Raw genomic sequence first — 22562 nt, 5'->3', positions numbered from 1 at the left:
GAGCTGAAAACTAATCGGCAAAAATAATTTAAGTTTAATCTTGAATCTGGAAAGTAATCTCATACAAAATTCTGGAAATAAAAATACAGTAGAAATGAAAAAGCAAAAATGAAAAAGTAGAAATGAAAAAGTAGAAATGAAAAAAGAAAAAAGTAGTTAGTGCAGTCAGGTACTTACTTTTTTTCCCAGAATTCCTCGGCTTCTTCTTCCATTTCTTCCAGCCTGTCGTAATAGTCCGGAAACTCGTTAAGATGAGCCAGGGCGATTTTTCCTGTCATTATGGGGTCATCGTCAGTAACGTTTGTCCAGGGGTCGCGGGTTCCATGTTCAAGTTCAACATCCATGCCTCCGCGGAACTGGTCGACATCAAACTTATCCCATTTTATTCCGAGCTGTTCCCCAACTTCTTTTGCCTCTTCAGCCGTAAATCGCTCTTTTGCCAGAAATATCACTCCAACTATTATTTAATCTTTGACAATTGTTTAATAATTGTTTAACTATTGTTTAATAGATCTGTACTTAAGGGTTTTCCTGAAAAAGCTCGGCTATATAGTTATTACTTTACTTCGGAAAGATGAATTACAGTTTTGAATAGAAGACCCTAGAATAAGAAGAATCGAATAAAAAGAATCTCGAAAAAAGAGCCTTGAATAAAAGCAAATCAGACCAGAAGGGAGGCAAAAATGTTAGATAGTGATTTTTTATTTATGAGGCGGGCAATCGAACTTTCCCTTGACAATGTGAAAAAAGGAGGAGGCCCTTTTGGGGCAGTAGTCGTCAGAAAAGGGGAAATCCTTGCAGAGAGCTGTAACCTGGTTACTGCACTTAACGACCCTACAGCCCATGCCGAGATAAACGTAATAAGAGAAGCAGCCCGGAAACTTGAGACCTTTGATCTCAGCGGCTGTGTTATCTACTCTTCCTGCGAGCCCTGCCCGATGTGCCTTGGAGCAATCTACTGGGCAAGGATTGATAAAGTTGTTTTTGCCAACACCAGGTCCGACGCTCAAAACATTGGCTTTGCGGATTCTCTAATCTATAAAGAAATTTCACGCCCTCCTCAGGAGAGAAACATAGTATTTCAACAGATCCTCAGGGAAGAAGCATTGAAGGCTTTTAAGGCGTGGGAAGAGTCCGAGAATAAGGTAGAGTACTGAGAAAAATCAAAATCGAGATAAAAACGCAGGAATCAAACTCAAGAATCAACATCAAGAGTCAAATTAAAAATTAACATCAAGAATCAAAATCAATAATTAAAATCAATAATTAAAATCAATAATAAAAATCAATAATTAAAATTAAGAGTTAAAGCTAGCAGGAAATTCCGAAAAGAGCAAAGATTTCTTGTAAAAGTTCTCGTATAAATATTTATTTGAAGGATTAATTATTCCCGCCACGTGTTCTTCAAGATTTAACTTATCTGATTACCATTAACAGATGAACCCTCTTCTAATTTTCATCTATCGGGAAACTCATTTCTTTCATTAGCGCATAAATATATTTGGAGCATTAATGTGCCACTGGGTGCATCAAATGTGCAATTGGGGCATTCAATTCTATAGGGAATATCCTGTCCTTATCCGGATATTTCCAACTTGAGGATGAAAGTTTAAATGTATTGCCGCACTTTTAGATTACATAAAATAAATTTAAAAGGGGATTTTCTGGGAGATGTCTGAGAAAAAAAGCAAGTACATCCGCTGGTTTGAAGAAACCACGATTGATGATGTTCCGCTTGTTGGCGGGAAGAACGCTTCCCTTGGGGAGATGTACAGGGAACTTACCTCACAGGGAGTAAGGATCCCAAATGGTTTTTCAGTCACCGCTGAAGCTTACTGGCATACTCTTGAAGCCGGAGGGATTCTGGAAAAACTCAAAAAGACGATGGAAGGGCTCGATACATCGGATATTGCAGACCTCGCAAGAAGGGGGAAAATGGCAAGAGACCTGATCCTCGGGGCAGGAATCCCGGACGACCTCTGGGAAGAAATCAAAACCGCCTATGACCGCCTCTGCGAGCAATATGGGGAAGATACGGATGTAGCCGTTCGGAGTTCGGCAACGGCTGAGGATCTGCCTACAGCTTCTTTTGCGGGCCAGCAGGAGACTTACCTGAACATCCGGGGCTATCCCGGGCTGCGGGACGCATGCATACGTTGTTTTGCTTCGCTTTTTACGGACAGGGCTATTTCCTACCGCGTAACCAACAAATTCGATCATTTCAAGGTGGCTCTCTCCATAGGAATTATGAAGATGGTCAGGTCGGACCTGGCTTCCAGCGGGGTTATTTTTACCCTGGATACGGAAACCGGCTTCAGAGACGTTGTTTTTATCACAGGTGCATACGGGCTTGGGGAAAACATTGTTCAGGGACAGGTTAATCCCGATGAGTTTTATGTCTTCAAGCCGACTTTCAGGCAGGGATACAGGCCGATTGTCAAGAAAAAGGTGGGCAGCAAAGAGATCAAAATGATCTACGGGCGCGGCGATTCAAAAGTGCTCACCCGGAACGTAGAGGTGCCTGAGGCTGACAGGCTGCGCTTCTGTATCAGTGACGAAGAAGTGCTCAAACTTGCCGAGTATGCCATTGCAATAGAAGACCATTACTCCGGGAAGTACGGAGAATCGCGGCCAATGGATATTGAGTGGGCAAAGGATGGCATAACAGGTGAACTCTTCATAGTGCAGGCGAGGCCGGAGACAGTTCAGTCCCAGCGGAGTAAAGATGTCCTTGAAACCTATGTACTTGAAAAACGGTCCGAAGTTCTTGCAAGAGGCAGGAGCGTAGGCGATAAAATTGCGTCGGGAAAAGCCCATGTGATTCCAGATGTTTCAGACCTGCCTTCTTTTAAACCGGGAGAAATCCTGATTGCAGATACCACAACTCCAGACTGGGAGCCTGTGATGAAAACCGCGGCTGCGATTGTCACGAACAAAGGAGGAAGGACCTGCCACGCAGCCATTGTCAGCCGGGAACTAGGGATCCCTGCAGTCGTAGGAGCAGGCAATGCAACCGAAGTGCTTGAGACAGGCAGGGAGATTACGGTGAGCTGTGCCGAAGGCGAGGATGGGCTTGTATATGATGGTATTCTTCCTTTTCATAAAGATACACTTAGCCTGAAAGACATAAAACGCCCGAAAACCGAAATCATGATGAATCTTGGAAACCCGGAGGAAGCCTTTGGCTTTTCAATGATCCCGAACGACGGAATAGGGCTTGCCAGGCTGGAATTTATTATTACAAGCTATATCAAGATCCACCCTATGGCTCTCGTGCACCCTGAAAAGGTCAAAGACCTTAAAGTCCTTCGAGAAATCGAACAGCTTACGCGAGGCTACAGGAGAGAAAATTATTTTGTCGAGCAGCTTGCCCAGGGAGTCGGAACTATTGCTGCGGCTTTCTATCCGAAGCCGGTTGTTGTCCGCATGAGCGACTTCAAGACCAATGAGTATGCAAGCCTTGTTGGGGGCAGCTACTTCGAAATGGAAGAAAGCAATCCCATGATAGGGTTCCGGGGAGCTTCCCGCTACTTTGATGAGCGCTACAGGGAAGGGTATGCCCTTGAGTGCAGGGCTATGAAAAAGGTAAGGGATGAAATGGGGCTTACAAACCTTATTCTCATGATCCCCTTCTGCAGGACGGTTGAAGAAGCGCGGAAAGTTATTGCCGAAATGGAAAAAAACGGACTCAAAAGAGGAGAAAACGGGCTTCAGGTCTATGTTATGTGCGAGATCCCGAATAACGTTCTTCTTATCGATGAATTTAGCGAATTCTTCGACGGTTTCTCCATAGGCTCAAATGACCTGACCCAGCTGACTCTTGGGGTTGACAGGGATTCCGAAATTCTTGCCGCAGAATTCGATGAGCGGGACCCCGGAGTTATGAAAATTATGGCAATGGCTGTGCAGGGAGCAAAAAGGAACCGGAGACACAGCGGGATTTGCGGACAGGCTCCAAGCGACTTTCCTGAAGTTGCGGAGTTCCTGGTAAGAGAGGGAATAGAATCCATTTCACTTAATCCTGATTCGGTTATGAAGATCACCCTTAAAGTTCTGGAGACTGAAAAAGAACTGGGAAGGTAATGAAAAGCTGAAAAAGATTGGGAAGGTAACAAAAAACTGAGAAAGGTTTGAAGGAGTGGAAAACTGAAGAAAACGGGGAAGGTAGTAAAAACGGAAGAAAAGTTGGGAAAGTTATCTGAAAAACTGGAAGAGTTGGGAAGGTAAACAAAAGAAACTAAAAAAGAAACCTGGAAACGAACTGGGAAATTAATGAAACGAGCTGGAAAAACAGGGATAGAGAAGTTGAAAAAGTATCTGATAGTAAATTGATGGAGATTTCAATTAATAACTTTAGTAGGAGAAATTTGAATGCCTTTCTTAAAATATTGTCCGGAATGCCATTCCAAACTTGAAAACAAACTTTTCGAGGAATTTCAGTACTGTCCTGCGTGTGGGTACTGGACAAAAAAGGAAACTGCTAGACTTGAGCCATTAATAATTATGGAGTGAGACAGAAATGTTTGAATCTTCTGTAGAATGTACCCGATGCGGCACATCCCTTAAAAAGCAGGTGATTGGTTCAAATGTATTTTATTACTGTAGAAAATGTGGGTGTACATCTTCGGCTACATTTGCCAGTAAGTCTTCTCGATGTGCGGCTCGGCAAATAATTAATTTTTGAAAAACCTGCATCCAGATATAATCTTTAAAACCTGAGGTTTCCAGCAAAACCGATTCTGGCTGATTCTGGTCGATTTACCAGTTTATGACCCGGCCGGTTTTGCTTTGAATTTTAAGTATTCGGTTTTAAGCTTTCATACTTACTATTTTTCCATCTTCCTTTATTTTATCCCCTTACTTACTATTTTTCTTTCTTCTTTATTTTCGCTTTCCTTTTCTTCTCCTGCATCCTGTTTCTAAAAATAAACATTCATGTTATCCGGGAAGAAAAAGCATATCATTTTAAACCTGCAACTGATATCATAAACTTTAGAAACTCCCACATTTCATAGCCTTTCCAGTCTGATCACTATGGTTGAAAAAGAAATAGATACCGTCTGCAGCCAGTATGGCCTGAGACCGACCAACCTCTCGGAACTTACCTTAAAAGTTAACCTGCCGGATGTAAATCTAGAGAGAGGTTTTGTTGAGCAAGAGAATTCTCTTTACCTCCCTCTCCATGAGGAGAGACAGGCGGTCTCTTCCCTTTACAGAGTGGGAATGGAATTCCAAGCTTATATCCAGTTTATTCTTAATCCCGAAAGAGTAAACTCGGAATATCTTGCAGATTTTTTCAATAATACTCTGGGCCTGAAAATCCGGAAATCCTGGTTAACAAAGGGCTTTATCCGGGGACCTGAGGGCCGACTCGTCCCGCACGAGCTGGTTCCGGATTCTTCGCATGGGTCCGTCCCGGAGGCTCTCAGCCGAAGGGCTATCTTTTCAGGAGAATCTGAGTTTGCTGCGGCAGCCCCTGTTATAGATAAATCCGGATTTGCAGGCAGGGCTTCTGTGGAGGATATGTGTACCGAGCTTGACGGAAGTATTGATTTGTTTCAGGGCCAGGGAGCTCCCATTCTTGCCGAAAACTCGCATCCCTCAATGACAAGTCTCGATTTTCTCATGTATAGCAAACTGTACCTGCCTGATTTTCAGGCCCAGACGAAAATTCTTAGAATTAAGCGCCTCACAGAGGAACTCATTTCCCAGCTTGGCCTTTTCAAGCACAGGCTCTCGATTTACCCTAAAAATATTGCACATATCGAAGAAAAGCTTGAACTTATCAGGGAGGCTATCGAGCTTGCAAACGATTCGGATTACATCCTGGAACTGATCCGTCGAGGGGAAAGTAAAAAGCTGGAGTTAAAGTCCACGCTTCGCATGAATCTCGTGAGCGGCAAGCCGGACTGGAATGTCGAACACGCCGTGCTGAAGACAATTATCGCCTATATCAACACCGATGGTGGCACTTTACTTGTGGGTATCTCTAATACCGGGGACGTGCTGGGGATTGAAAACGATAATTTCCTTAATGAAGATAAGTTTCTCCTCCATTTCAAACAGCTCCTTAAGCAGCACATAGGCCTTGCCTACGCTCCTCTTATCGAGTATGCTCTTGTGCCGGTTAACGGCAAAAAAGTCCTGAAAATAGACTGTCAAAAGAGTGACGAGGCAGTGTTTCTAAAATCGGGCAAAAATGAAGAGGAATTTTATATCAGGATAGGTCCCTCCAGTGAAAGACTCACAGGTAGCGATTTGCTTGAGTACGTTAACCGGCGGTATGGCAGAAAGCCGGATTAACTGAAAATCAATCTGAAATAGTTTTACAAGTAGAATGTAAGGGCTGTTTAAAATATTGTAAAAAAAATTGTAATTTTTGTTTTACTTTTCGACGGCTATTCATTTTGTTAGATTAAAGATGTTTATTAAACCTGTAGAGGTCAGGTCTACTGCAAGAGCTGCAAGCAGAAGCCCCATAAGCCTTGTAAAGACCAGCATCCCGTTATACCCTATGAACTTATGAAGTCTTCGCGAAAAGAGGAAGATATACAGGCAAAGCACGAATGTCAGTGTAATCGACACGAGAATTATTAATTTTTGCTCGATGGCACCTGTGCTTTCCATCAGGACGATTACAGTGCTGATAGTACCAGGGCCTGTCAGAAGCGGGAGACCTATAGGAAAGACCCAGATATCCGTGCGTTCCTGGGACTCCGAAATTTCTTCATCGGTTATGCTCTCTCTTGAGACTTTGGCATGCATCATATCAAAAGCGATGCTGAAGAGCAGGAGCCCACCTGCAACCCGTAACGAATCCACATTAATGCTGAAAAGATTAAGTATTACACTTCCGGTTATTGCAAAAAAAAGGGCAATTGCGCACGCAAGTGTGACTGATTTTTTTGCAATTTCATTTTTCTCGTTGTGTGTCATTTTGCTGGTCAGGGAGATAAAAGTTACTACTCCGCTGATTGGGCTGACAACCACAAAGATAGATGTAAACGTGTAGATGAAAAACCCTATATTGTTAGTTATCATCTCAGTTATCATCTTTTTTCTCCTGCCCTTTTAACTTTCTTTAACTTATACATATAATTTTGTTCTGTTATATATTTACTCACTGAAATTTAATAACTCCCATTTTCAGGCCCGTTTTTAGACTGCAGGCCTGACCGGAAATTTGACTTTTTGCGCACTGTAAGACTCACGATCTGTCCTTCAGCCGCTAGTCAGATAACTCTTCTTCGCTGTTTGTAAATATAACAAATAGGAAAAAATAATAAAGACAGGGAACAGATATAAAGATATCCTGAAATTAACTATAATTAAGTAAGGTATAAATGAATAAAGCAAAAAATAAATTAATCCGAATCTGGATAAATACAGGCTGTGACTATGAGCGGGGAAAAAATCGAGAAAAAACTGTTAGAAGAACTTAATTTTATCAAAAAGCAACTTGGGGAAATTAAGGAGCATATGGTGGATATAGACAGCCTGCTTACTGCAGAAGAAAAGGAACTGGTGTTCAGGAGTTTTGAAAACGAGGCAAAAGGAAAACTTGTACCTTTAAGCAGGCTTGAGGAAACGAGGCTCTAAAATGTTTAAAGTTCTTCTTGATATTCCTGCATACACATTTCTGGCAGAGGCAGGCGAGACAATGCGTTCCCGGGTAAGGGAGATTCTTGAGGAGCTTGCCCTTGATCCCGTGCCAAGGGGGGCAAAGAGGATAATTGACAGCCAGGAGAAAATTTTCAGACTGCGCTCCAGGCATCTAAGACTGCTTTATAGAGTTGATTATGAAAACTTAACTCTTGTAGTTATAGTGATCGAGCCCTTAGCTCGCATGTATCATTAAATTGAATACAGGTTTTTGCTAGAAACAGGTTTTTGCTAAAAACAGGTTCTTGCTGGCAATCCCTAAACCTGCTAGTTTTTGATTCCCATATTTCCCTGGGCTATTTATCAGGACATTTTCTTACCCCAGGCGGAAGATCAGGATCATGAAACCGAGATAGAGAAAGAGCAGGATAAGCCCTTCAAACCGTTTGACTCTCCAGCCCGTCCGGATGAAAAGAAGAAGCAGGGAGCTCATTATCAGCATGAAAGGGGCTATGTAATAAATGCCGAGATTGGTTGTCGTGATAGGGTGGACCAGCCCTGCGCAGCCCAAAACCAAAAGTATGTTCGCAATATTTGACCCTATGACATTTCCAAGAGCAATGCCACCATAGTCGCTCCTCGCTGCCGAAACGGTTACCATTAGTTCGGGGACTGAAGTCCCAACTGCAACAAGGCTGATTCCGATAAGTGTCTCCGGAACTTCCAGCAGCAGAGCGAAGAAGATCGCCTGTTCAACAAAGTACTTCGCCCCAATTATGATTGCAGCCCCGCTTGCAACCAGCTTGAAGAATTCTATTAAAAGGCTGGCTTCGTAAAGGTTTTCTGCTGTAACGTCGACATCAATATTTTCATATTCAGATTCGGTTATGGATTCGGTTCCTGATCCGGCTCCGGTTCTCCTGTCAGTCCCGGACTCGCTTTCGGTTTTCTTTTCATTCCTTTTTTCGTATCCCTTTTTTCCGTTTCGGTATTTCTGAATATGGAGCTTAATTATAGATTCCAAATCGAAAAGGTATTCAAATTTGAAGAAATAAACCATAAAATCTTTGAAATATATTTCTTCTTCGTGTTTTTTCACCTTATCGAGCAGGAATAAAAGATAGACGAGATATAGTAAAATAAAAATGAAGGCGTCCAGCCTCGAAATTTTGAAGTCAAGCATAAGAAGGAAAAGGAGAAAAGAGGAAAATAACATTATATAGCCATCCCTTTTCAGCATAACCTCCTCAGTCCTGATATTTGTCAGAAGAGCAGCCGTACTTGCAATCAGCCCTATATTGGCAATGTTTGACCCTATTATATTGCCCATCACTATCCCGCTTGCTTGCTGGAGAGACGCTGTCAGGGAGGATGCAAGCTCAGGCACTGATGTCCCTACGGACACGAGAGTCAATCCTATTATGAATTCGGATACCCCAAACCTTCTTGCAATCAGGGACGAGGTCGATACGAAAAGGTCTGCTCCTTTTACGAGCAATACGAGCCCGCCAAGAAATATAAGGATATTAGTTACAGGCACATTGAAGTGTGAGCCCGAGATTTATTTAAACATATCTTAAAACATAAAATTGGCCTGAGCAGAGCCTGGTTATTTAAAAATGTCTCAAAGGAAAATAAGGAAAGTATCACAGTTATCTCGCTTGATGATAACACATAGATCAATTCTTTAACAGATCAGTTTCATTAACAAATCAATCTCTTTAACAAATCAGTTTCATTAACAAATCAATCTCTTTAACAGATCAGTCTCTTTATATCTATTTTATCGCTGAGACTAGCAAAGGTGTGAACAATCAGCAGCTTTGAGAGATCACCTATTAAGAAAGGCACAGGAGAGATATCAGAAAAGAAGATCGGTTATGTAAGGAAATGCTTCAGATAAGCTTCAACTCCATCTCATAACATTTCTCTTCCTGGCCGCATATATTTTCTACCTGCTTTATTACCCGAAAGCCAATTTTTTCGTATAATTGTATTGCAGGAAGGTTGTTTATGTTGACATATAAGATAATAGAGGATATTCCGTTTCCCTTCATCTCTTCAATACTGCTCCTCAATAGCTTCTCAGCAAAACCTCTGCCTCTGAATTTTCTATCCGTTGCAATTGAAGATATTACCGATTGTTTCTCAAAGCCTTTGAGAGAAAGTACGGGTTTCAGGTAGTAGATGCAATAACCCACAATTTTATGCCTGCTTTTTATAACATAAAAAATATTTCTGGAGCTCTTAGAATATTTTATAAGTTTTTCCGGGTTTCTGTCTTTAAATCCTTCGGCCTGGATTCTAAAAACTTCAGGAAGCATGGACTCCTCAATACATGTAATATCTTTTTTTTCGATCTGCTTCCATTGTTTTATCAGAAGGCTGCCAGCGGTATCTCGCAGCAACCTCTTTAAAATCATTAAATATGTAACTGATCGAGTGTGAATTTTTGTAAGTCCCATGAAAATCACTCTTAAGTAAAGAAGCCGGTGAAATTATCTTTGAGAAGCTTATAATTTCAGGCCATTAAAAACTTACTCCTGTACAGGTAACAGAAGTTTCCTACAACAAGACGATTAAATACGTATTAGAAAATTCGATCTTTATTTAAACATATCTTTTATCAAAAACTTATTAAATATTACATTAAGGAAAAAAGGCTAAGTAAAACAGTCTATTTTCAGGTAAAAAAGGCATCTGGATAGAATCAGTTTTTAATATCAAAAGAATTTTATTTGTCTAAGAATTTGTATCAGGAAGTTTGAGAGAAATTTTCAAGAATTATGGAGATTAGAATTTTGGAGATTAAGAAATTACACAGGTTATGAAATTATGGAGATTAAGAAATTACACAGGTTATGAAATTATGGTTAGACCTGAAAATTAAAGAATTCTCAGTTCCATCTCATAACATATTTCTTTCGGGCCGCATATGTCTTTTATTTCGGTAGTTGTCCTGAAGCCTATCTTTTCGTACAACCTTATAGCGGGAAGATTTTTTGTGCTTACATATAGGAGAATCGAGGATATTCCATTTAATCTCATTTCTTTGATGCTTTCTTTTAGCAATTTCTCACCATAACCTTTTCTTCTAAAATTCTTGTCTACTGAGATTGAATAAATTACCGCCTTTTTCTTAAAACTCTTTAGAGACAGGACAGGCTTTATGTAATATATGCAGTAGCCTACAACCTGATCCTGGCTCTTTACCACGTAAAAGATTTTTCTCATTCTTTTCGAATAGCGTCTAATCCCATTACGGCTATTAATTTCAAAACCTTCGGACTGAATTCGGATAATTTCAGGAAGCATGGAATCATCTATGGATACAACGTTTTCTTTCTCTACCTGTCTCCATTTCCTTATATATAGAGTGGCAATAATATCCCGTACCAATCTCTCGAAACTAATTAGATATACATTTAATGTAACCTGAACTTTTATTAGGCCCATACAGATCACTTTTAGCGAGTATAACAACTGGCGAATTTATATCTTCTGGTAATTCCTTAGATCCCATGCGTAATGAATTGAGTTTCCTGTATGTTGAACAATGATATACACGCTTTTTCCGATTCCATGTTCTTCAGGAACATTTGCAACTTTTAAAGCGGAGTTTTGGAGCCTGAAATTGGGGCAGGTGGGTTTCCGACCATTTTCAGGGTTAGAAAGCTTTTAAATCCGCTTTTTCAATCTTCTCTTTAGGGACGGTCGTTAATCTGGAGTGTTTAACTCCTTTTAAACTTAGAATTTTTTCAGCCAGCTCTACGATTTTCTCCCCTTCGCCCTGCAGAATTATTACTTCAAAACAGGAATCCGGCTCAATAGGGAAACGTACAGAGGAATTTATCAGATCAATGTTTTCGTGCTGAATTTTTGCCAGGGCGTTTGATACCCCTGTTTTTGAGCAATCATATACAATCGAAATCGTTGCAGCTCTTTTGCCCTCGATCTGCTGCATCCACTCATAGTGCTGGTTATATGTCCTTATGGCATCCCTTATTCCTTCAGACCGAGACGAATAACCTCTCTTCAGAAGAGCTTTATCAAATTTGTCTAGAAGTTCTCCGGGCAGGGAAATCCCTATTCTCATAAGCTTCTTTTCCATATACCCCTCCTGAAAACGGAAGTCTTCTATTAAGTCCCCTATCCACGCATTCGGCGGGTGAATATTCAACAGGATACTGAACGGAAAAAATTACTATTATATTCCCGAATTCCCCACTATTATACCCTGATTATATTCTAATATTTTATTGTAATTTAGTGGCATAAATAGTAATCGAAAGACATATGGAATATGAGAAAGTGCCTTAAACTTAGAAATATATCAGCCTTAAAGTACCGGGATATGCATTATTCTGCCGGAACCTTTACTTTTGTCCGGGTAATGTGCAGGAGAGAAACATTCTTGCAAAAGCTGAAGGTTACCCCGGATAGAAATTAAAGTAGTTTTACCTGCTAATTTTCAAGCCAATTGTTTGTAAAACCAAGTTTCGCAGTCATTCGATACTGATTTAGATGGGACTACCCCAGAAACTAAATTTTTTACATCTGTGTGTAAGATAGGCAGCAACCCTGCGGATTCCCAAAAAGCTTATTAAAGGCAGAGTTCTATAGCGTGAAACACATTTACGCTGAATTTGGCTGAGAATGAGTAACTTTCTTGCTTATCAATTTAGTTAATTTAATAAAAGAGTTGAAAATTATGGCAATCCAGAAAGGCGATTTCATAAAGTTGAACTACACAGGTAAGTTCGAAGATGGCAGGGTTTTCGATACAACAGACGAAGAGCTTGCAAAAAAAGAAGATATCTTTAATCCGCGCGGGCTTTACGGCGGAGACGTTGTTATTGTCGGGGCAGGTCATACTATTGAGGGCCTTGACGAAGATCTCGAAGGAAAGGAAGTCGGTTACAGCGGATCCGTTGTAATCTCTCCGGAGAAAGCCTTTGGCCCTAGCAACCCCAAGCTTGTAGAAACCGTTTCCATTACGAAACTTAAAGACCGAAACGTTCACCCTGGCCTTGCTGTTGAGATAGATGGCAAAAGAGGAGTTGTGAGCAGGGTTATAGGCCGCAGGGTCACTGTGGACTTTAACAGCCCTCTTGCAGGCAAGACCGTTACCTATGAGTATACTATCGAAAAGGTTCTTGAAACTGACATTGAGAAAATCCAGGGCTTGCTCGCCCTCTATACCGGCCTCAGGGATCTGGAAATTGAGGCCGCTGACGGCGTTGCAAAGATCTATACCCCCACGGCCCTGACCTTTAACCAGCGCTGGCTTATGGCAAAGAACAGGGTTTCATCCGAACTCTTCAAGTATTCCGGCTTTAAGGAAGTCCAGTTCATTGAAAAGGTTACAGCCGAATCCGAAGCCCAGGTGCCAGCCGAAGCCGAACCCGAGCCAGAAGCTGAAGCCGAACCCGAATCAGGGAAATCCTCAGAACCAGAAGTCTGATTTCAGCCCTAATATCTTCAGAAAAGCGAAGAGTTCTCCCTCTTCGCAAATTTTATATACCATAATCGGGTTTTCTGTATACGCTTCCCGGAATCTCAGATTAATCTGCACCATTCCCTAACCGGAAGCTGTAAAGACAATTCTTTCAACCTGCTGAGGTAGCCCAGCGGACTACGGCGCCGGTCTTGAAAACCGGTAGCGCTTCGCGCTACGGGAGTTCGAATCTCCCCCTCAGCGTTTATTCTCAGGCCTTCTCGAAAAACCGCTTTCATCCTTATTATTTAACCTGGTTTTTGGCGAGTTGCCGCACCAGTTCGAAATTGTGCGTCAAATGACTCTTTTCTTACGTAGTTATTTACAGTAATTCACTCACGATTCTCTAATCTCTGCAGTACGGAAAACCCATACTGCTATTTTCGTTCTTCCGCCCTGTAAGTACTTTTTATGCTTCCACTCGCTCCATCCTCTTTAACACTGCCGGGAATGGTAAATTCCTCAAGACCTGATAACCATGTACCGCGAAAAATCTGGTAAAGTACAAAACGACAAGGAAATAGTCTCTTTTGCTTAGTCCGCTTAAGCGCAACCGTTGGGCCAGTTGATCACGCAGTTGTTAGGGGTTTTTTGATCAAACCTTTTTTGAAAAGGGTTGTGATCACGCCGGATAGGGCTTGGGGATTATAAGTATTTCTCAATACAGGCGTTCACCGTTTTTGATCAAACTTTTTTTGAAAAAGTTTGCGATCAAGCATTTTCAAAAAAGGCTTGTAGCTTGTGAAAAGGTAATCGACTTTTGCAATCGTATTTGCAATAAACCTGCGAACGCAAATTAAACTATGATAATGCAGTAATAGCTAGATAGGACTATCCGGAATTAAAGTAAGATTACTAGAAAGCTTTTCCCGCAGTACTGTTAAAACTGCATAAAGCTCACAGGAAATTAATGGTTCAGGCTAAGTAAAATCATAAGGCTAAATTTACAAAAAGCTAAGGCAATGCAAAACCATAAAACCAGATTTAGAAGATAACGGCGATCAAGTTAACTATATAAAAATTACGAATTAAGTCGTTAAAAACATACTTATATGAAAATCATTGATGGATTAATCCGTGAAATTATGCCTGTATGAAAATTACTGACGGATTAAGCCATTAAACTATGTCTAATATGAGATTATAGAGGTTATAGACTCACAATGAATGAAATAATTACCTGGATTTTGATCCTGCTATGCCTGATGCAGTCAGCTATCTTTTCCGGAATGACAATCGGAGTTTTCGGCCTTGGGAGGCTAAGGCTTGAGATCGAGGCCGAAGCAGACAATAAAGAGGCTATTAAAATCCTGCAGATCCGGCGGGATTCAAACTTTCTGCTTACGACACTGCTCTGGGGTAATATAGCCGTAAATGTCCTGATTGCCCTGCTTACGGATTCCGTGCTGACAGGAGCCTCAGCTTTCCTCTTCTCTACTTTCGTAATCACCAGTTTCGGAGAGATTGTACCCCAGGCTTATTTTTCCCGAAACGCCCTGTCACTCGGAGCAAAGCTAACACCTGTCGTCCGCTTCTACCAGATGCTGCTTTATCCTGTAGCCAAGCCCACAGCTCTTATTCTTGACTGGTGGCTGGGCAGGGAAAAACTTGAGCTCTTCAAGGAGCAGTCTATGCGGATAATGCTTGAAAAACACATAGAGTCGGGGAAGTCTGATATAGGAACTTTTGAAGGGATAGGGGCCCTGAACTTTCTTTCGATAGACGATGTCAGCATTTCCGACGAGGGCTCGCTAATAGACCAGAGAAGCATAATTTCTCTCCCGGTTGAAAATAATCGCCCGGTTTTTCCTCATTTCAAAAGAGAACCGACTGACCCTTTCCTGCAAAAGATAGAAGCGTCGGGGAAGAAATGGGTAATCATTACTAACCCCCAGGATGAGCCTGCAATGGTGCTTGATGCGGACGGTTTCCTGAGGGATGCAGTCTACAAGAGAGGCCCATTCATTCCGCTTTCTTATTGCCATTTCCCGGTTGTGGTAAAGTCTCCGAAGACCAGGCTTGAAAAAGTAATCCGGCAGTTCAAGGTGTATCCGCAGTACCCCGAAGACGATGTAATCGACCAGGATCTTATCCTCTACTGGGGCCAGGAGAAAAGGATTGTTACGGGTTCGGATATTCTGGGTCGGCTACTGCGGGGAATTGTAATAGAATGTGAACTGACAGCAGGGTGTGAGATACCTGTTCCGCCTTCCCAGCCCGGAATTGTAAGAAGGAGAAGTCTGAGAAGAGGAAAGAGTAAAGAAGGCAAAGAGGAGAAGAAGGAGTGAAAAAGGGCAGAAAAAGTAAGAAGGAAAAGTAAAGAAAGCAAGAAGAAAGATTAAAGAAGTAAGAAGAAAAACAGAAAAAGAGATAAAAAAAGTAGAGGAAGGAATAAAAAGAGCAGAAAAAGGAATAAAAAGAGTAAAAAAAGAATAAAAAGTTACTCTTCATACGCAGGAAGGGTTATAACGCCGATTTCCTGAAGCGGATAACCAACGGCGAAATGATAGAGATCCTGGTATTCAAGCCCTTTCAGGCCTATAGTTTCATGCAGAGGGTCATCGAAGAAGCATCCTATCCCGCAGCCCCTGAGACCATATGCTTCAGCTTCAAGGTAAAGGACCTGCCCCAGAATTCCGCATTCCCAGAAAAGGTAAGGATACATCCAGGCGCCGAACCTGTTCAGGGGCTCTTCGAATTCCGAGAGCATGCAGGCAGTAAAACAGGCGTCTGCGGCTTTTCGCTGCGAACAGGAAAGCTGGGCTGCAAAATTATGCAGGGTTTCTTCCATAAGCATATAGAATTCAAGGTCAGAGGGGCAATTTTTCGGCTTTTCCCAAAGGAAGTCCGGCCTGATGGCCGCTTTAAACCGTTCTTTTTCCCAGGGTTTGCGAAGGAAAATGTAAAGTCCCGGAAGAAGATCTTTTACCCGGTTTACAAAAAGCAGCAGATGAGTAAAGGAACCAGAAGCAAGGGAATTGAAAATCGGATTATTTTGCGGAAGGGTTCTTTGCAGCATAGCATAGAAAGTTTCTTTTTCCAGGTATGCGCTGTTATTCATTTCGATAGCACTTCTCCTTCCACGGATAACGCTGCGCAGGGGAACGGTTTCAAAATCGGACCGATTCCTGGAACTGCTTGTTTTCGGGGATAAAACGGCCTGCATGCCGGATTTTGGTTCTTCTCTCTTCTCCAGGTAATCTGTTCCCTTCTTTTGAGCTGCCAGAGAAGCTTTTTCAATGCCCACCCATTCTACATGCTTTGGGCTTAAACTGTTAGGAACGCCCTCCCAGGAAAGAGTTCTGAAAGCCGAAACCGCAGAGGAAGGAACCCTGCCTCTGGCACAGGTTTTTCCTGCCGGATAGACTGCAAGCAGACAGGCAGGTTCCTGTTTTTCAGGCCCTTTCTTCCCGGATATGCCAAGAAGCGCTGCAAGTTCTTCCGAACCCATGTCTGCAAGAAGGCTTGTTTTCCAGCCGAGCCCGGCAGCGGCAAAGGTCAGGGCAGCAATTGCATGCCCTGCATCATGCTGTGCGTATCGGAAGGCTCTGAGCCCGTATTTCCAGGAAACCCGCCAGTAAATTGAACTGAGACCCACGAAAAAAGTGCCTTCGGGAAAGCCCGAACTTAATAGTTCCCAGGTATCCCCGGAGAATTCTGCTCTGAGTTCAAGGGCGTGAGTCAAAGGAGCATAGTGGCAGACCGAGGGCCTTTTCAGGAACCCCTTTACCGGGCCGGAAAGAAGGTAAACTTCGGTAGGATGAAGGTTTCCGCTTGAAGGATTGACGCGGAGCGGCCATTTTGTACTTCCTGTCTTTTTCCAGGCCGAAATGGCGAAGCTGTCAAAAAAAAGCCTGGAAATCGATTCCGCACTCAGCTCAGACGGCTTGAGTTTCTCCGGTGAGAAAGCCTGCTCATAAGCAGGAAAAATCTCAGCTTTTATCTGCTCATCGCTCCAGATATCCAGATTCAAAAGCCGAGTTCCGTGGTAATTAAGGAAGGGGTCCGGTTTGTTTGGCATATCCAGATGGTGAGGACCCGGAGCATAAGCTCTGAAATTATGCTTACTTGCCTGGTGGTAATTCAGTATAGCTTCAAGTTCCGTTGTCATAACAAGCACATCCGGTAACCGATAAATCGAATTCTCAAATCGTCTTTTCGATAAAGGAGATCTGCGCATAAGATCTTAATAGGGTATCGATCAGTCCTCAGGGACTTAAAATGGGAATTAAACTTTTTTCAGGGCCTCAAGTACGGCTTTTCCAAACGCATCAGCACTTGCAGGGTCTCGCCCTGTGACCACGCGGCCCGAAACCACAACAGCCCGGTCCAGATAAACAGCCCCGTGTTCCTTAAGTTCGCTTACAGTATCCGGGCTTTTGAAAACCGTACTCTCCTTACCCTTCAGGACACCCGTTCTTGCCAGTACCACAGGAGAAATGCAAATCGCGGAAACCACCTTTTTCAGAGCATCCGCTTCCTTTACGAGTTTTTGCAGAGCTTTGTTGTCCCACAGGTATTTTCTTGAGCCTGATCCCCCAGAGATTACTATTGCATCATATTCGTCAATTCTGGCGTCCGAGATCGTGATATCAGGCTTAATTGTGCCTCCAAGCATACCTTTCGCAGTTCCCGTCGATTCGGCTGCAACTGTAACTTTTACTCCTGCAGCCTCAAAAAGCTGCTTCGGAACAAAACATTCCTCGTCCCTGAACTGTTCCTGGGCGATTACAAGCAGGATTTTCTTGCCTTTATACTCGGTTTCTGTCATCTGGTTGCCTTCCTGTAAGCTTGAAATAAAAATAGAATAAATGAGAGATGGATGGTGCAGTAACCCTGTTTCCTTAAGGATATGTCCCTGAAAATATAAATGGATGCTTCTTTTAGAGAGTCAGGAAACTGAGAAATAGTGTAAAAAATCAGTACCCGGATCTATTCCGTATTCTGCTTCAGGTTATAAGGTAGTACAGGCCTGCGGAAATTCCTGCCCCTGCAAAAGTTGCCGCGAAATTGACTCCGCTGTTTGAAAGTACTCCCCGTTTCTGGAGAGTAGCCCCAAGGAGACTGTCCATATTTGTCCCAAAAAAGCCTCCTGCCGTTGTAATAAGGACTGTTAATATAAAATTGTCAGAGACTCCAAGTAAGTATGCAAGAATTCCTATCACTGCAGAACCGAAGATTGCAGCAAACTCACCAAGCAGCGATACAGCCCCGTCGGCTCCGGGTTCCGAGAGCTTCAGGGTTGTTATCATTCTTGGCCTTCCTCTTGCGGTTGTCCCGATTTCACTTGCCAGAGTATCTCCGGTAGCCGTTGCAACCGTACCCATATATGCATAGACAATCGGAAAGCTGTACTCCGGAAAGACCCCGTATGCTACTGCCAGGGCCAGGGCTGCCATACTGTTTGAAAATACATTTTCGTAACTCCGGATTCCGTCTTTAGCCTGTGCAATCCCTATGGATTCTTTGTACGCATACTTGTATCTTGTAAATCCGCCTCCAAGAATGAAGAACGTGAGCAGAAGCAGGAACCAGGAAAGCCCGCTGAAGACGATTATCAGGACTCCCAGAAGAGCGGCACTCAGGAGAGCAGAGACGTCTGCAATCTTCGCCCTGTAAGCCAGCACACCCAGGAAAAATGAGAAGACAAGCGCTACGACCATTTTTTCAGGAGGCACCCAGTATCTGAACTCTTCAAATATCCACATAGTCATGCCTGCGCCCAGAGACACCGAAATATTCTTATCTATTTTGGAAGGGATTGACTCGAAAAGAGAACCTGTAACCGCCCCGATCACAGCTATGAAGAAGATCAGATTATATGAGACCGGAAGCTTCTGCCAGTAGATAATCCAGCTTGCAGCAAGGAATGCGGCAGCAATCCGAAGTGCCAGGAAAGCCGAACTCCAGAGTATTGAAAAACTCCTCTTTTTGATTCTGCTCCGTTTTGTATTAAAATCAGGCACAGGATCGGTTTCGGAAAAAGAAGTCTTATGGTTTCCTACTGCAGCAACCGCAAACGCGGCGATTACTATGTAAAAAGGATAGGTATAAGAAGAGCCCCCCGAAATTACGGAAACAAAGAGCATGAGAGCCAGGGAAAAAGCAAGGCTGGTGACATCCCTGTTACAGGAAAAAACGTTTCCCGAAAACCGGATTCCCACGAAAAGCACGACAGAGAGGAGAAAAAGAAGATTCACCCCTGCAAAAGGAGCTATAAGAATGAGCAGGAGATACAGGATATGCATTACAGGAATTCCCTGGCAGGAGTCCCCGTTTTTGAAAGATCGGGCAGCTCTGTTCATTATAGGACATCTTTGTTTTTTTACTCTTTATGGGAAGTTACATAGAATAGGCTTATCTTTATAAATAGATAGTTGTTTTTCTTTCAGGGATGGATTAAAAATACGGATTAAAATTTAAAAATATCCATTTTAGCAGTTGCGGTCAGAAAAAAATTTACGCAAACCATAAAGCCCTTTAGATATTATCCGATGAATAAAATAACTTTTGCCCTACATTTATTTTTCAAATTTTCCCTTTATTTGTTATCAGGATTTTCCCAAACTTTATTTGTTTTAGAATTTTCCCGAACTTTAATGCTAATTCGTTTTTCCAGGTTTATACGCAAAATCTAACAAAATTCCGATCCATAAGTATAACCGGAAATAGATTATATTATAACCGACAAAGCTGCAAGCCATATCGGCTGTGAGGGGAAAGCATGGAGAGTTACGACCTCATTGTGATAGGTACGGGTTCTGCAATGAACTATATAAATCCTATCATCGATTCAAACCCGGAAATGAGAGTTGCCATTATCGACAAGGACGAGCCAGGCGGGATCTGTCTTACCAGAGGCTGTATCCCTTCAAAAACCCTGCTCTATCCTGCCGAACTCATCAGGGAAGTGGAAACCGCATCCCTTTTCGGGATTAAGCTTGAGATAGAGAACATCGACTTCCTTGGGATTATGGAGAGGATGCGCAGGAAAATAGGAGAGGAAATAAAGGCGATAAGGGAGGGTCTGGCAGAAAACCCGTATCTTGACTACTATCATGAAAGTGCGGAGTTTATCTCGCCTTATACCCTGAAAGCAGGTGAAAAAACCCTTCACTCCAAAATGATCTTCCTCTGTACCGGCTCAAGACCTGCAATCCCGCCTGTAAAAGGCCTGGAAGAAGCGGGATACCTCACAAGCGACACTGTGCTTGAACTTGTGGAATGCCCAAAAAAGCTCGCCATCCTGGGAGGAAGTTATATAGCAGCCGAGTACGGGCATTTTTTCTCGGCTATGGGAGCCGAAGTTACGGTTATCGGGAGAAATTCCCAGTTTCTTCCTCAGGAAGAGCCCGAGATCTCCGAACTTGCCAGGATAAAAATGTCAGAATATATGCAGGTTATTACAAACTACGAAGCAATAGAGGTCAGGAAAGAAGAAAACGGGCAGAAAACTGTCGTTGCAAAGGAAAAAAACTCGGGACAGGAAATAAGAATTACTGTAGATGAGATCCTCGTGGCAACAGGAAGAGTTCCGAATACCGATATTCTCCATCCCGAAAGAGCCGGAATCAAAACCGATATGCAGGGTTGGATTCTGGTAAACGAGTATCTTGAGACCTCACAGCCGAATATCTGGGCGTTTGGGGATGCAAACGGAAAATACCTGCTAAAGCATGTAGGGAACTACGAGTCCGGGATAGTTTATCTCAATGCGATCCTGCAAGAGAAAGTAAAGGCAGACTATCATGCCGTGCCTCATGCCGTCTTTTCCTATCCTGAAATTGCCGGGGTGGGAATGGGAGAGCGGGAAGCTGTGAAAAAGTACGGGGAGCAAAGAATTGTCATAGGCCTTAAATTCTTTGAAGATACTGCAAAGGGAGCGGCTATGGAAGTCAGGGATTATTTCGTAAAGGTGATTCTGGATGCAGAGGAAGAAAAAATCCTGGGGGCCCATATAATAGGCCCGCAAGCCTCAGTCCTGATCCACCAGATAATTCCTCTCATGTATACCGAATCAAGAAGTCCTGAGCCAATTATGCGGGCTATGGATATACACCCGTCCCTGAGCGAGGTTGTAACGCGGGCCTTTTATTCGCGGTTGCCGCCTGAACACTATCATCATTTCCTGAAACATATAGGGCTTGAGGACTGAAATCTCGCTTGAGGACTGAAATCCCTTTACTTCTTCGATTCACATTAATTTTTAATTTTTTTCATATCTGGTTTAAATCTTCTTTCACACCTATTTTTTAATAAGGTCAAAAACCCATCGGCTAATGCCTGGAGCAACATTTCCGGCCCGCCTGTAGAATTCCACTTCAAGACCTATTTTTTCATATTCCTCAATTAATTCCGGAATCTGGGATTCGGCTTTAAAGGTGTAAAAATGGATGTATCCTCCTTTCTTTACAAGCTCCGAGATTCTTTCAAGAAAACGGTCCATGCCGTAAGGAGTCGGCACAACAGCCCTGTCAAACCCGCTGTCAGGAACCTGAAGATCTTTATCTTCTCCCTTACCCGGGCTCGGACAGGCTGGCAGCCCAGGAAAATTCTTATTTCCTATTTTTCTGCCATTTTCGCCATTTTCGCCATTTCCGCCAGTTTCAGAATCTTTACTGGCTTTTGCAGGATCAAAAGTCTGAAAAACCTTCTCAGACTGAAAAACGTGATCAGTGCGGAGAATATTTTCAGTATGGAGAGTGTTCTTAGTGTGGAGATTATTCTCAGTCCGGAAAAGCTTCTCAAAATCTTCCTGAATAACAGTTATTTGCCCTTCAAGCCTGTTAATTCGAATGTTTTCCCTCAGGCAGGCGCAGGCATTGGGATTTATTTCGATTGCATATACCGTTGCCCCTTTTCCTGCGGCAGGAAGCACAAAAGGGCCCACTCCCGCAAAAGGAATTAAAATACGTTCCCCCGAAGTAATTTTGGAGGCTATCCGCCCTCTCTCCGAATACAGGCGGGGATTAAAAAAGACTTTTTTGATATCCAGCTTATAGGTATAGCCATTTTCCCTGTGAATGGTCTCCGCGGATTCCCCAAGCAGAAGTTCAAAGTCCGCAACCCTGTGCTCTCCTTCGAGTTTGCTCACCTTATTAAGCACAGCCCGCGTGTTGCCTCGCATGGAAAATAGCTTCGAGGCAATAGTCTCTTTATAAGCCGAAAGTTCCGGAGGAATAGAGACTACGGCCACGTCGCCAATATAATCAAAACGTTTTGGAACCATAGGAAGCAGGGGTTCTTCAACTATTCCTCTCATTGCATCTCGCAAGCTCGCTCTCTTTCGAAAACTCATTAAGGATACCTCTGCCTTCAGGGTATAAGCCTTTAATCTTTTGGAATGAGCTGGTTTCAAAACTCCGGTTACTAATGGTTTTGGCTAAACACAGATATTCCATTTAGCTTTATTGATGTTGGTTATCTACTCCAAAATATTGGTTTAAAGGGTCTGGAAGTAGTT

18 protein-coding genes and 1 tRNA gene are annotated in these 22562 nt (G+C 42.8%); 9 read left to right on the top strand and 10 right to left on the bottom strand.

What is annotated here, in order from left to right; genetic code table 11:
• Nucleotides 1–173 precede the first annotated feature (173 nt).
• Nucleotides 174–452 carry a DUF5661 family protein gene (locus ACPK8D_RS05955; protein ID WP_424716932.1) on the bottom strand — a complete coding sequence of 93 codons (279 nt, stop codon included), beginning with the start codon at nucleotides 450–452 and terminating at the stop codon, nucleotides 174–176.
• 231 nt (nucleotides 453–683) lie between these two features.
• On the opposite strand from ACPK8D_RS05955, the gene ACPK8D_RS05950 reads away from it, so the two are divergent.
• The 3 genes from ACPK8D_RS05950 to ACPK8D_RS05940 all read left to right on the top strand — a co-directional run bounded on the left by ACPK8D_RS05950 (nucleotide 684) and on the right by ACPK8D_RS05940 (nucleotide 6303).
• Nucleotides 684–1157: a nucleoside deaminase gene (locus ACPK8D_RS05950; protein WP_424716931.1), complete on the top strand. Its 474-nt coding sequence runs from the start codon at nucleotides 684–686 to the stop codon at nucleotides 1155–1157.
• 514 nt (nucleotides 1158–1671) lie between these two features.
• Entirely contained in the window at nucleotides 1672–4083 is a 2412-nt protein-coding gene (ppsA, locus tag ACPK8D_RS05945; protein WP_424716930.1) for a phosphoenolpyruvate synthase, read from the top strand.
• Between the two features lie 951 nt (nucleotides 4084–5034).
• Nucleotides 5035–6303 carry a helix-turn-helix domain-containing protein gene (locus tag ACPK8D_RS05940; protein ID WP_424716929.1) on the top strand — a complete coding sequence of 423 codons (1269 nt, stop codon included), beginning with the start codon at nucleotides 5035–5037 and terminating at the stop codon, nucleotides 6301–6303.
• A gap of 99 nt (nucleotides 6304–6402) precedes the next feature.
• Here ACPK8D_RS05940 and ACPK8D_RS05935 read toward each other — a convergent pair whose 3' ends face one another.
• The gene (locus tag ACPK8D_RS05935; protein WP_424717146.1) at nucleotides 6403–7041 is read right to left on the bottom strand and encodes a MarC family protein; all 639 of its coding nucleotides are present in this window, start codon (nucleotides 7039–7041) and stop codon (nucleotides 6403–6405) included.
• Nucleotides 7042–7398: 357 nt separating this feature from the next.
• Here ACPK8D_RS05935 and ACPK8D_RS05930 point away from each other — a divergent pair, with 357 nt between their 5' ends.
• A complete protein-coding gene (locus tag ACPK8D_RS05930; protein ID WP_424716928.1) occupies nucleotides 7399–7599 on the top strand; it encodes a hypothetical protein in 201 nt (66 codons plus the stop codon).
• A 1-nt stretch (nucleotide 7600) separates the two neighbouring features.
• The gene (locus tag ACPK8D_RS05925; RefSeq protein WP_424716927.1) at nucleotides 7601–7858 is read left to right on the top strand and encodes a type II toxin-antitoxin system RelE/ParE family toxin; all 258 of its coding nucleotides are present in this window, start codon (nucleotides 7601–7603) and stop codon (nucleotides 7856–7858) included.
• Nucleotides 7859–7978: 120 nt separating this feature from the next.
• Here the strand turns inward: ACPK8D_RS05925 and ACPK8D_RS05920 are convergent, their stop codons facing one another.
• The 4 genes from ACPK8D_RS05920 to nikR all read right to left on the bottom strand — a co-directional run bounded on the left by ACPK8D_RS05920 (nucleotide 7979) and on the right by nikR (nucleotide 11713).
• Entirely contained in the window at nucleotides 7979–9142 is a 1164-nt protein-coding gene (locus tag ACPK8D_RS05920) for a calcium/sodium antiporter (RefSeq protein ID WP_424716926.1), read from the bottom strand.
• Between the two features lie 355 nt (nucleotides 9143–9497).
• A complete protein-coding gene (locus ACPK8D_RS05915) occupies nucleotides 9498–10010 on the bottom strand; it encodes a GNAT family N-acetyltransferase (protein WP_424716925.1) in 513 nt (170 codons plus the stop codon).
• Between the two features lie 478 nt (nucleotides 10011–10488).
• Entirely contained in the window at nucleotides 10489–11058 is a 570-nt protein-coding gene (locus ACPK8D_RS05910) for a GNAT family N-acetyltransferase (protein WP_424717145.1), read from the bottom strand.
• A gap of 211 nt (nucleotides 11059–11269) precedes the next feature.
• A complete protein-coding gene (gene nikR, locus ACPK8D_RS05905; protein ID WP_424716924.1) occupies nucleotides 11270–11713 on the bottom strand; it encodes a nickel-responsive transcriptional regulator NikR in 444 nt (147 codons plus the stop codon).
• 600 nt (nucleotides 11714–12313) lie between these two features.
• On the opposite strand from nikR, the gene ACPK8D_RS05900 reads away from it, so the two are divergent.
• The 3 genes from ACPK8D_RS05900 (at nucleotide 12314) to ACPK8D_RS05890 (ending at nucleotide 15387) form a co-directional block, all read left to right on the top strand.
• Nucleotides 12314–13066 carry an FKBP-type peptidyl-prolyl cis-trans isomerase gene (locus tag ACPK8D_RS05900; protein ID WP_424716923.1) on the top strand — a complete coding sequence of 251 codons (753 nt, stop codon included), beginning with the start codon at nucleotides 12314–12316 and terminating at the stop codon, nucleotides 13064–13066.
• A gap of 152 nt (nucleotides 13067–13218) precedes the next feature.
• Nucleotides 13219–13303, top strand: a tRNA-Ser gene (locus ACPK8D_RS05895).
• A gap of 959 nt (nucleotides 13304–14262) precedes the next feature.
• The gene (locus tag ACPK8D_RS05890; protein WP_424716922.1) at nucleotides 14263–15387 is read left to right on the top strand and encodes a DUF21 domain-containing protein; all 1125 of its coding nucleotides are present in this window, start codon (nucleotides 14263–14265) and stop codon (nucleotides 15385–15387) included.
• A 152-nt stretch (nucleotides 15388–15539) separates the two neighbouring features.
• Here ACPK8D_RS05890 and ACPK8D_RS05885 read toward each other — a convergent pair whose 3' ends face one another.
• The 3 genes from ACPK8D_RS05885 to ACPK8D_RS05875 all read right to left on the bottom strand — a co-directional run bounded on the left by ACPK8D_RS05885 (nucleotide 15540) and on the right by ACPK8D_RS05875 (nucleotide 19404).
• Complete coding sequence (locus ACPK8D_RS05885; protein WP_424716921.1) at nucleotides 15540–17210, bottom strand: nitroreductase family protein; 1671 nt, start codon at nucleotides 17208–17210, stop codon at nucleotides 15540–15542.
• 117 nt (nucleotides 17211–17327) lie between these two features.
• Nucleotides 17328–17870 (bottom strand): DJ-1/PfpI family protein, encoded by a 543-nt coding sequence (locus tag ACPK8D_RS05880; protein WP_424716920.1) that lies wholly within the window; start codon nucleotides 17868–17870, stop codon nucleotides 17328–17330.
• A 178-nt stretch (nucleotides 17871–18048) separates the two neighbouring features.
• Complete coding sequence (locus ACPK8D_RS05875; protein ID WP_424716919.1) at nucleotides 18049–19404, bottom strand: TIGR00297 family protein; 1356 nt, start codon at nucleotides 19402–19404, stop codon at nucleotides 18049–18051.
• A 419-nt stretch (nucleotides 19405–19823) separates the two neighbouring features.
• Between ACPK8D_RS05875 and ACPK8D_RS05870 the strand changes: the two genes are divergently transcribed.
• On the top strand, nucleotides 19824–21254 hold the full coding sequence (locus ACPK8D_RS05870) for a dihydrolipoyl dehydrogenase (protein WP_424716918.1): 1431 nt from the start codon (nucleotides 19824–19826) through the stop codon (nucleotides 21252–21254).
• A 90-nt stretch (nucleotides 21255–21344) separates the two neighbouring features.
• Here ACPK8D_RS05870 and ACPK8D_RS05865 read toward each other — a convergent pair whose 3' ends face one another.
• The gene (locus tag ACPK8D_RS05865; protein WP_424716917.1) at nucleotides 21345–22397 is read right to left on the bottom strand and encodes a class I SAM-dependent methyltransferase; all 1053 of its coding nucleotides are present in this window, start codon (nucleotides 22395–22397) and stop codon (nucleotides 21345–21347) included.
• Nucleotides 22398–22562 lie beyond the last annotated feature (165 nt).

Origin of the sequence: Methanosarcina sp. (assembly GCF_049706645.1) — an archaeon.
Classification (GTDB): Archaea; Halobacteriota; Methanosarcinia; order Methanosarcinales; family Methanosarcinaceae; genus Methanosarcina.
Note: the sequence above shows the minus strand (reverse complement) of the source record. Positions and strands in the feature narration are given on the sequence as shown.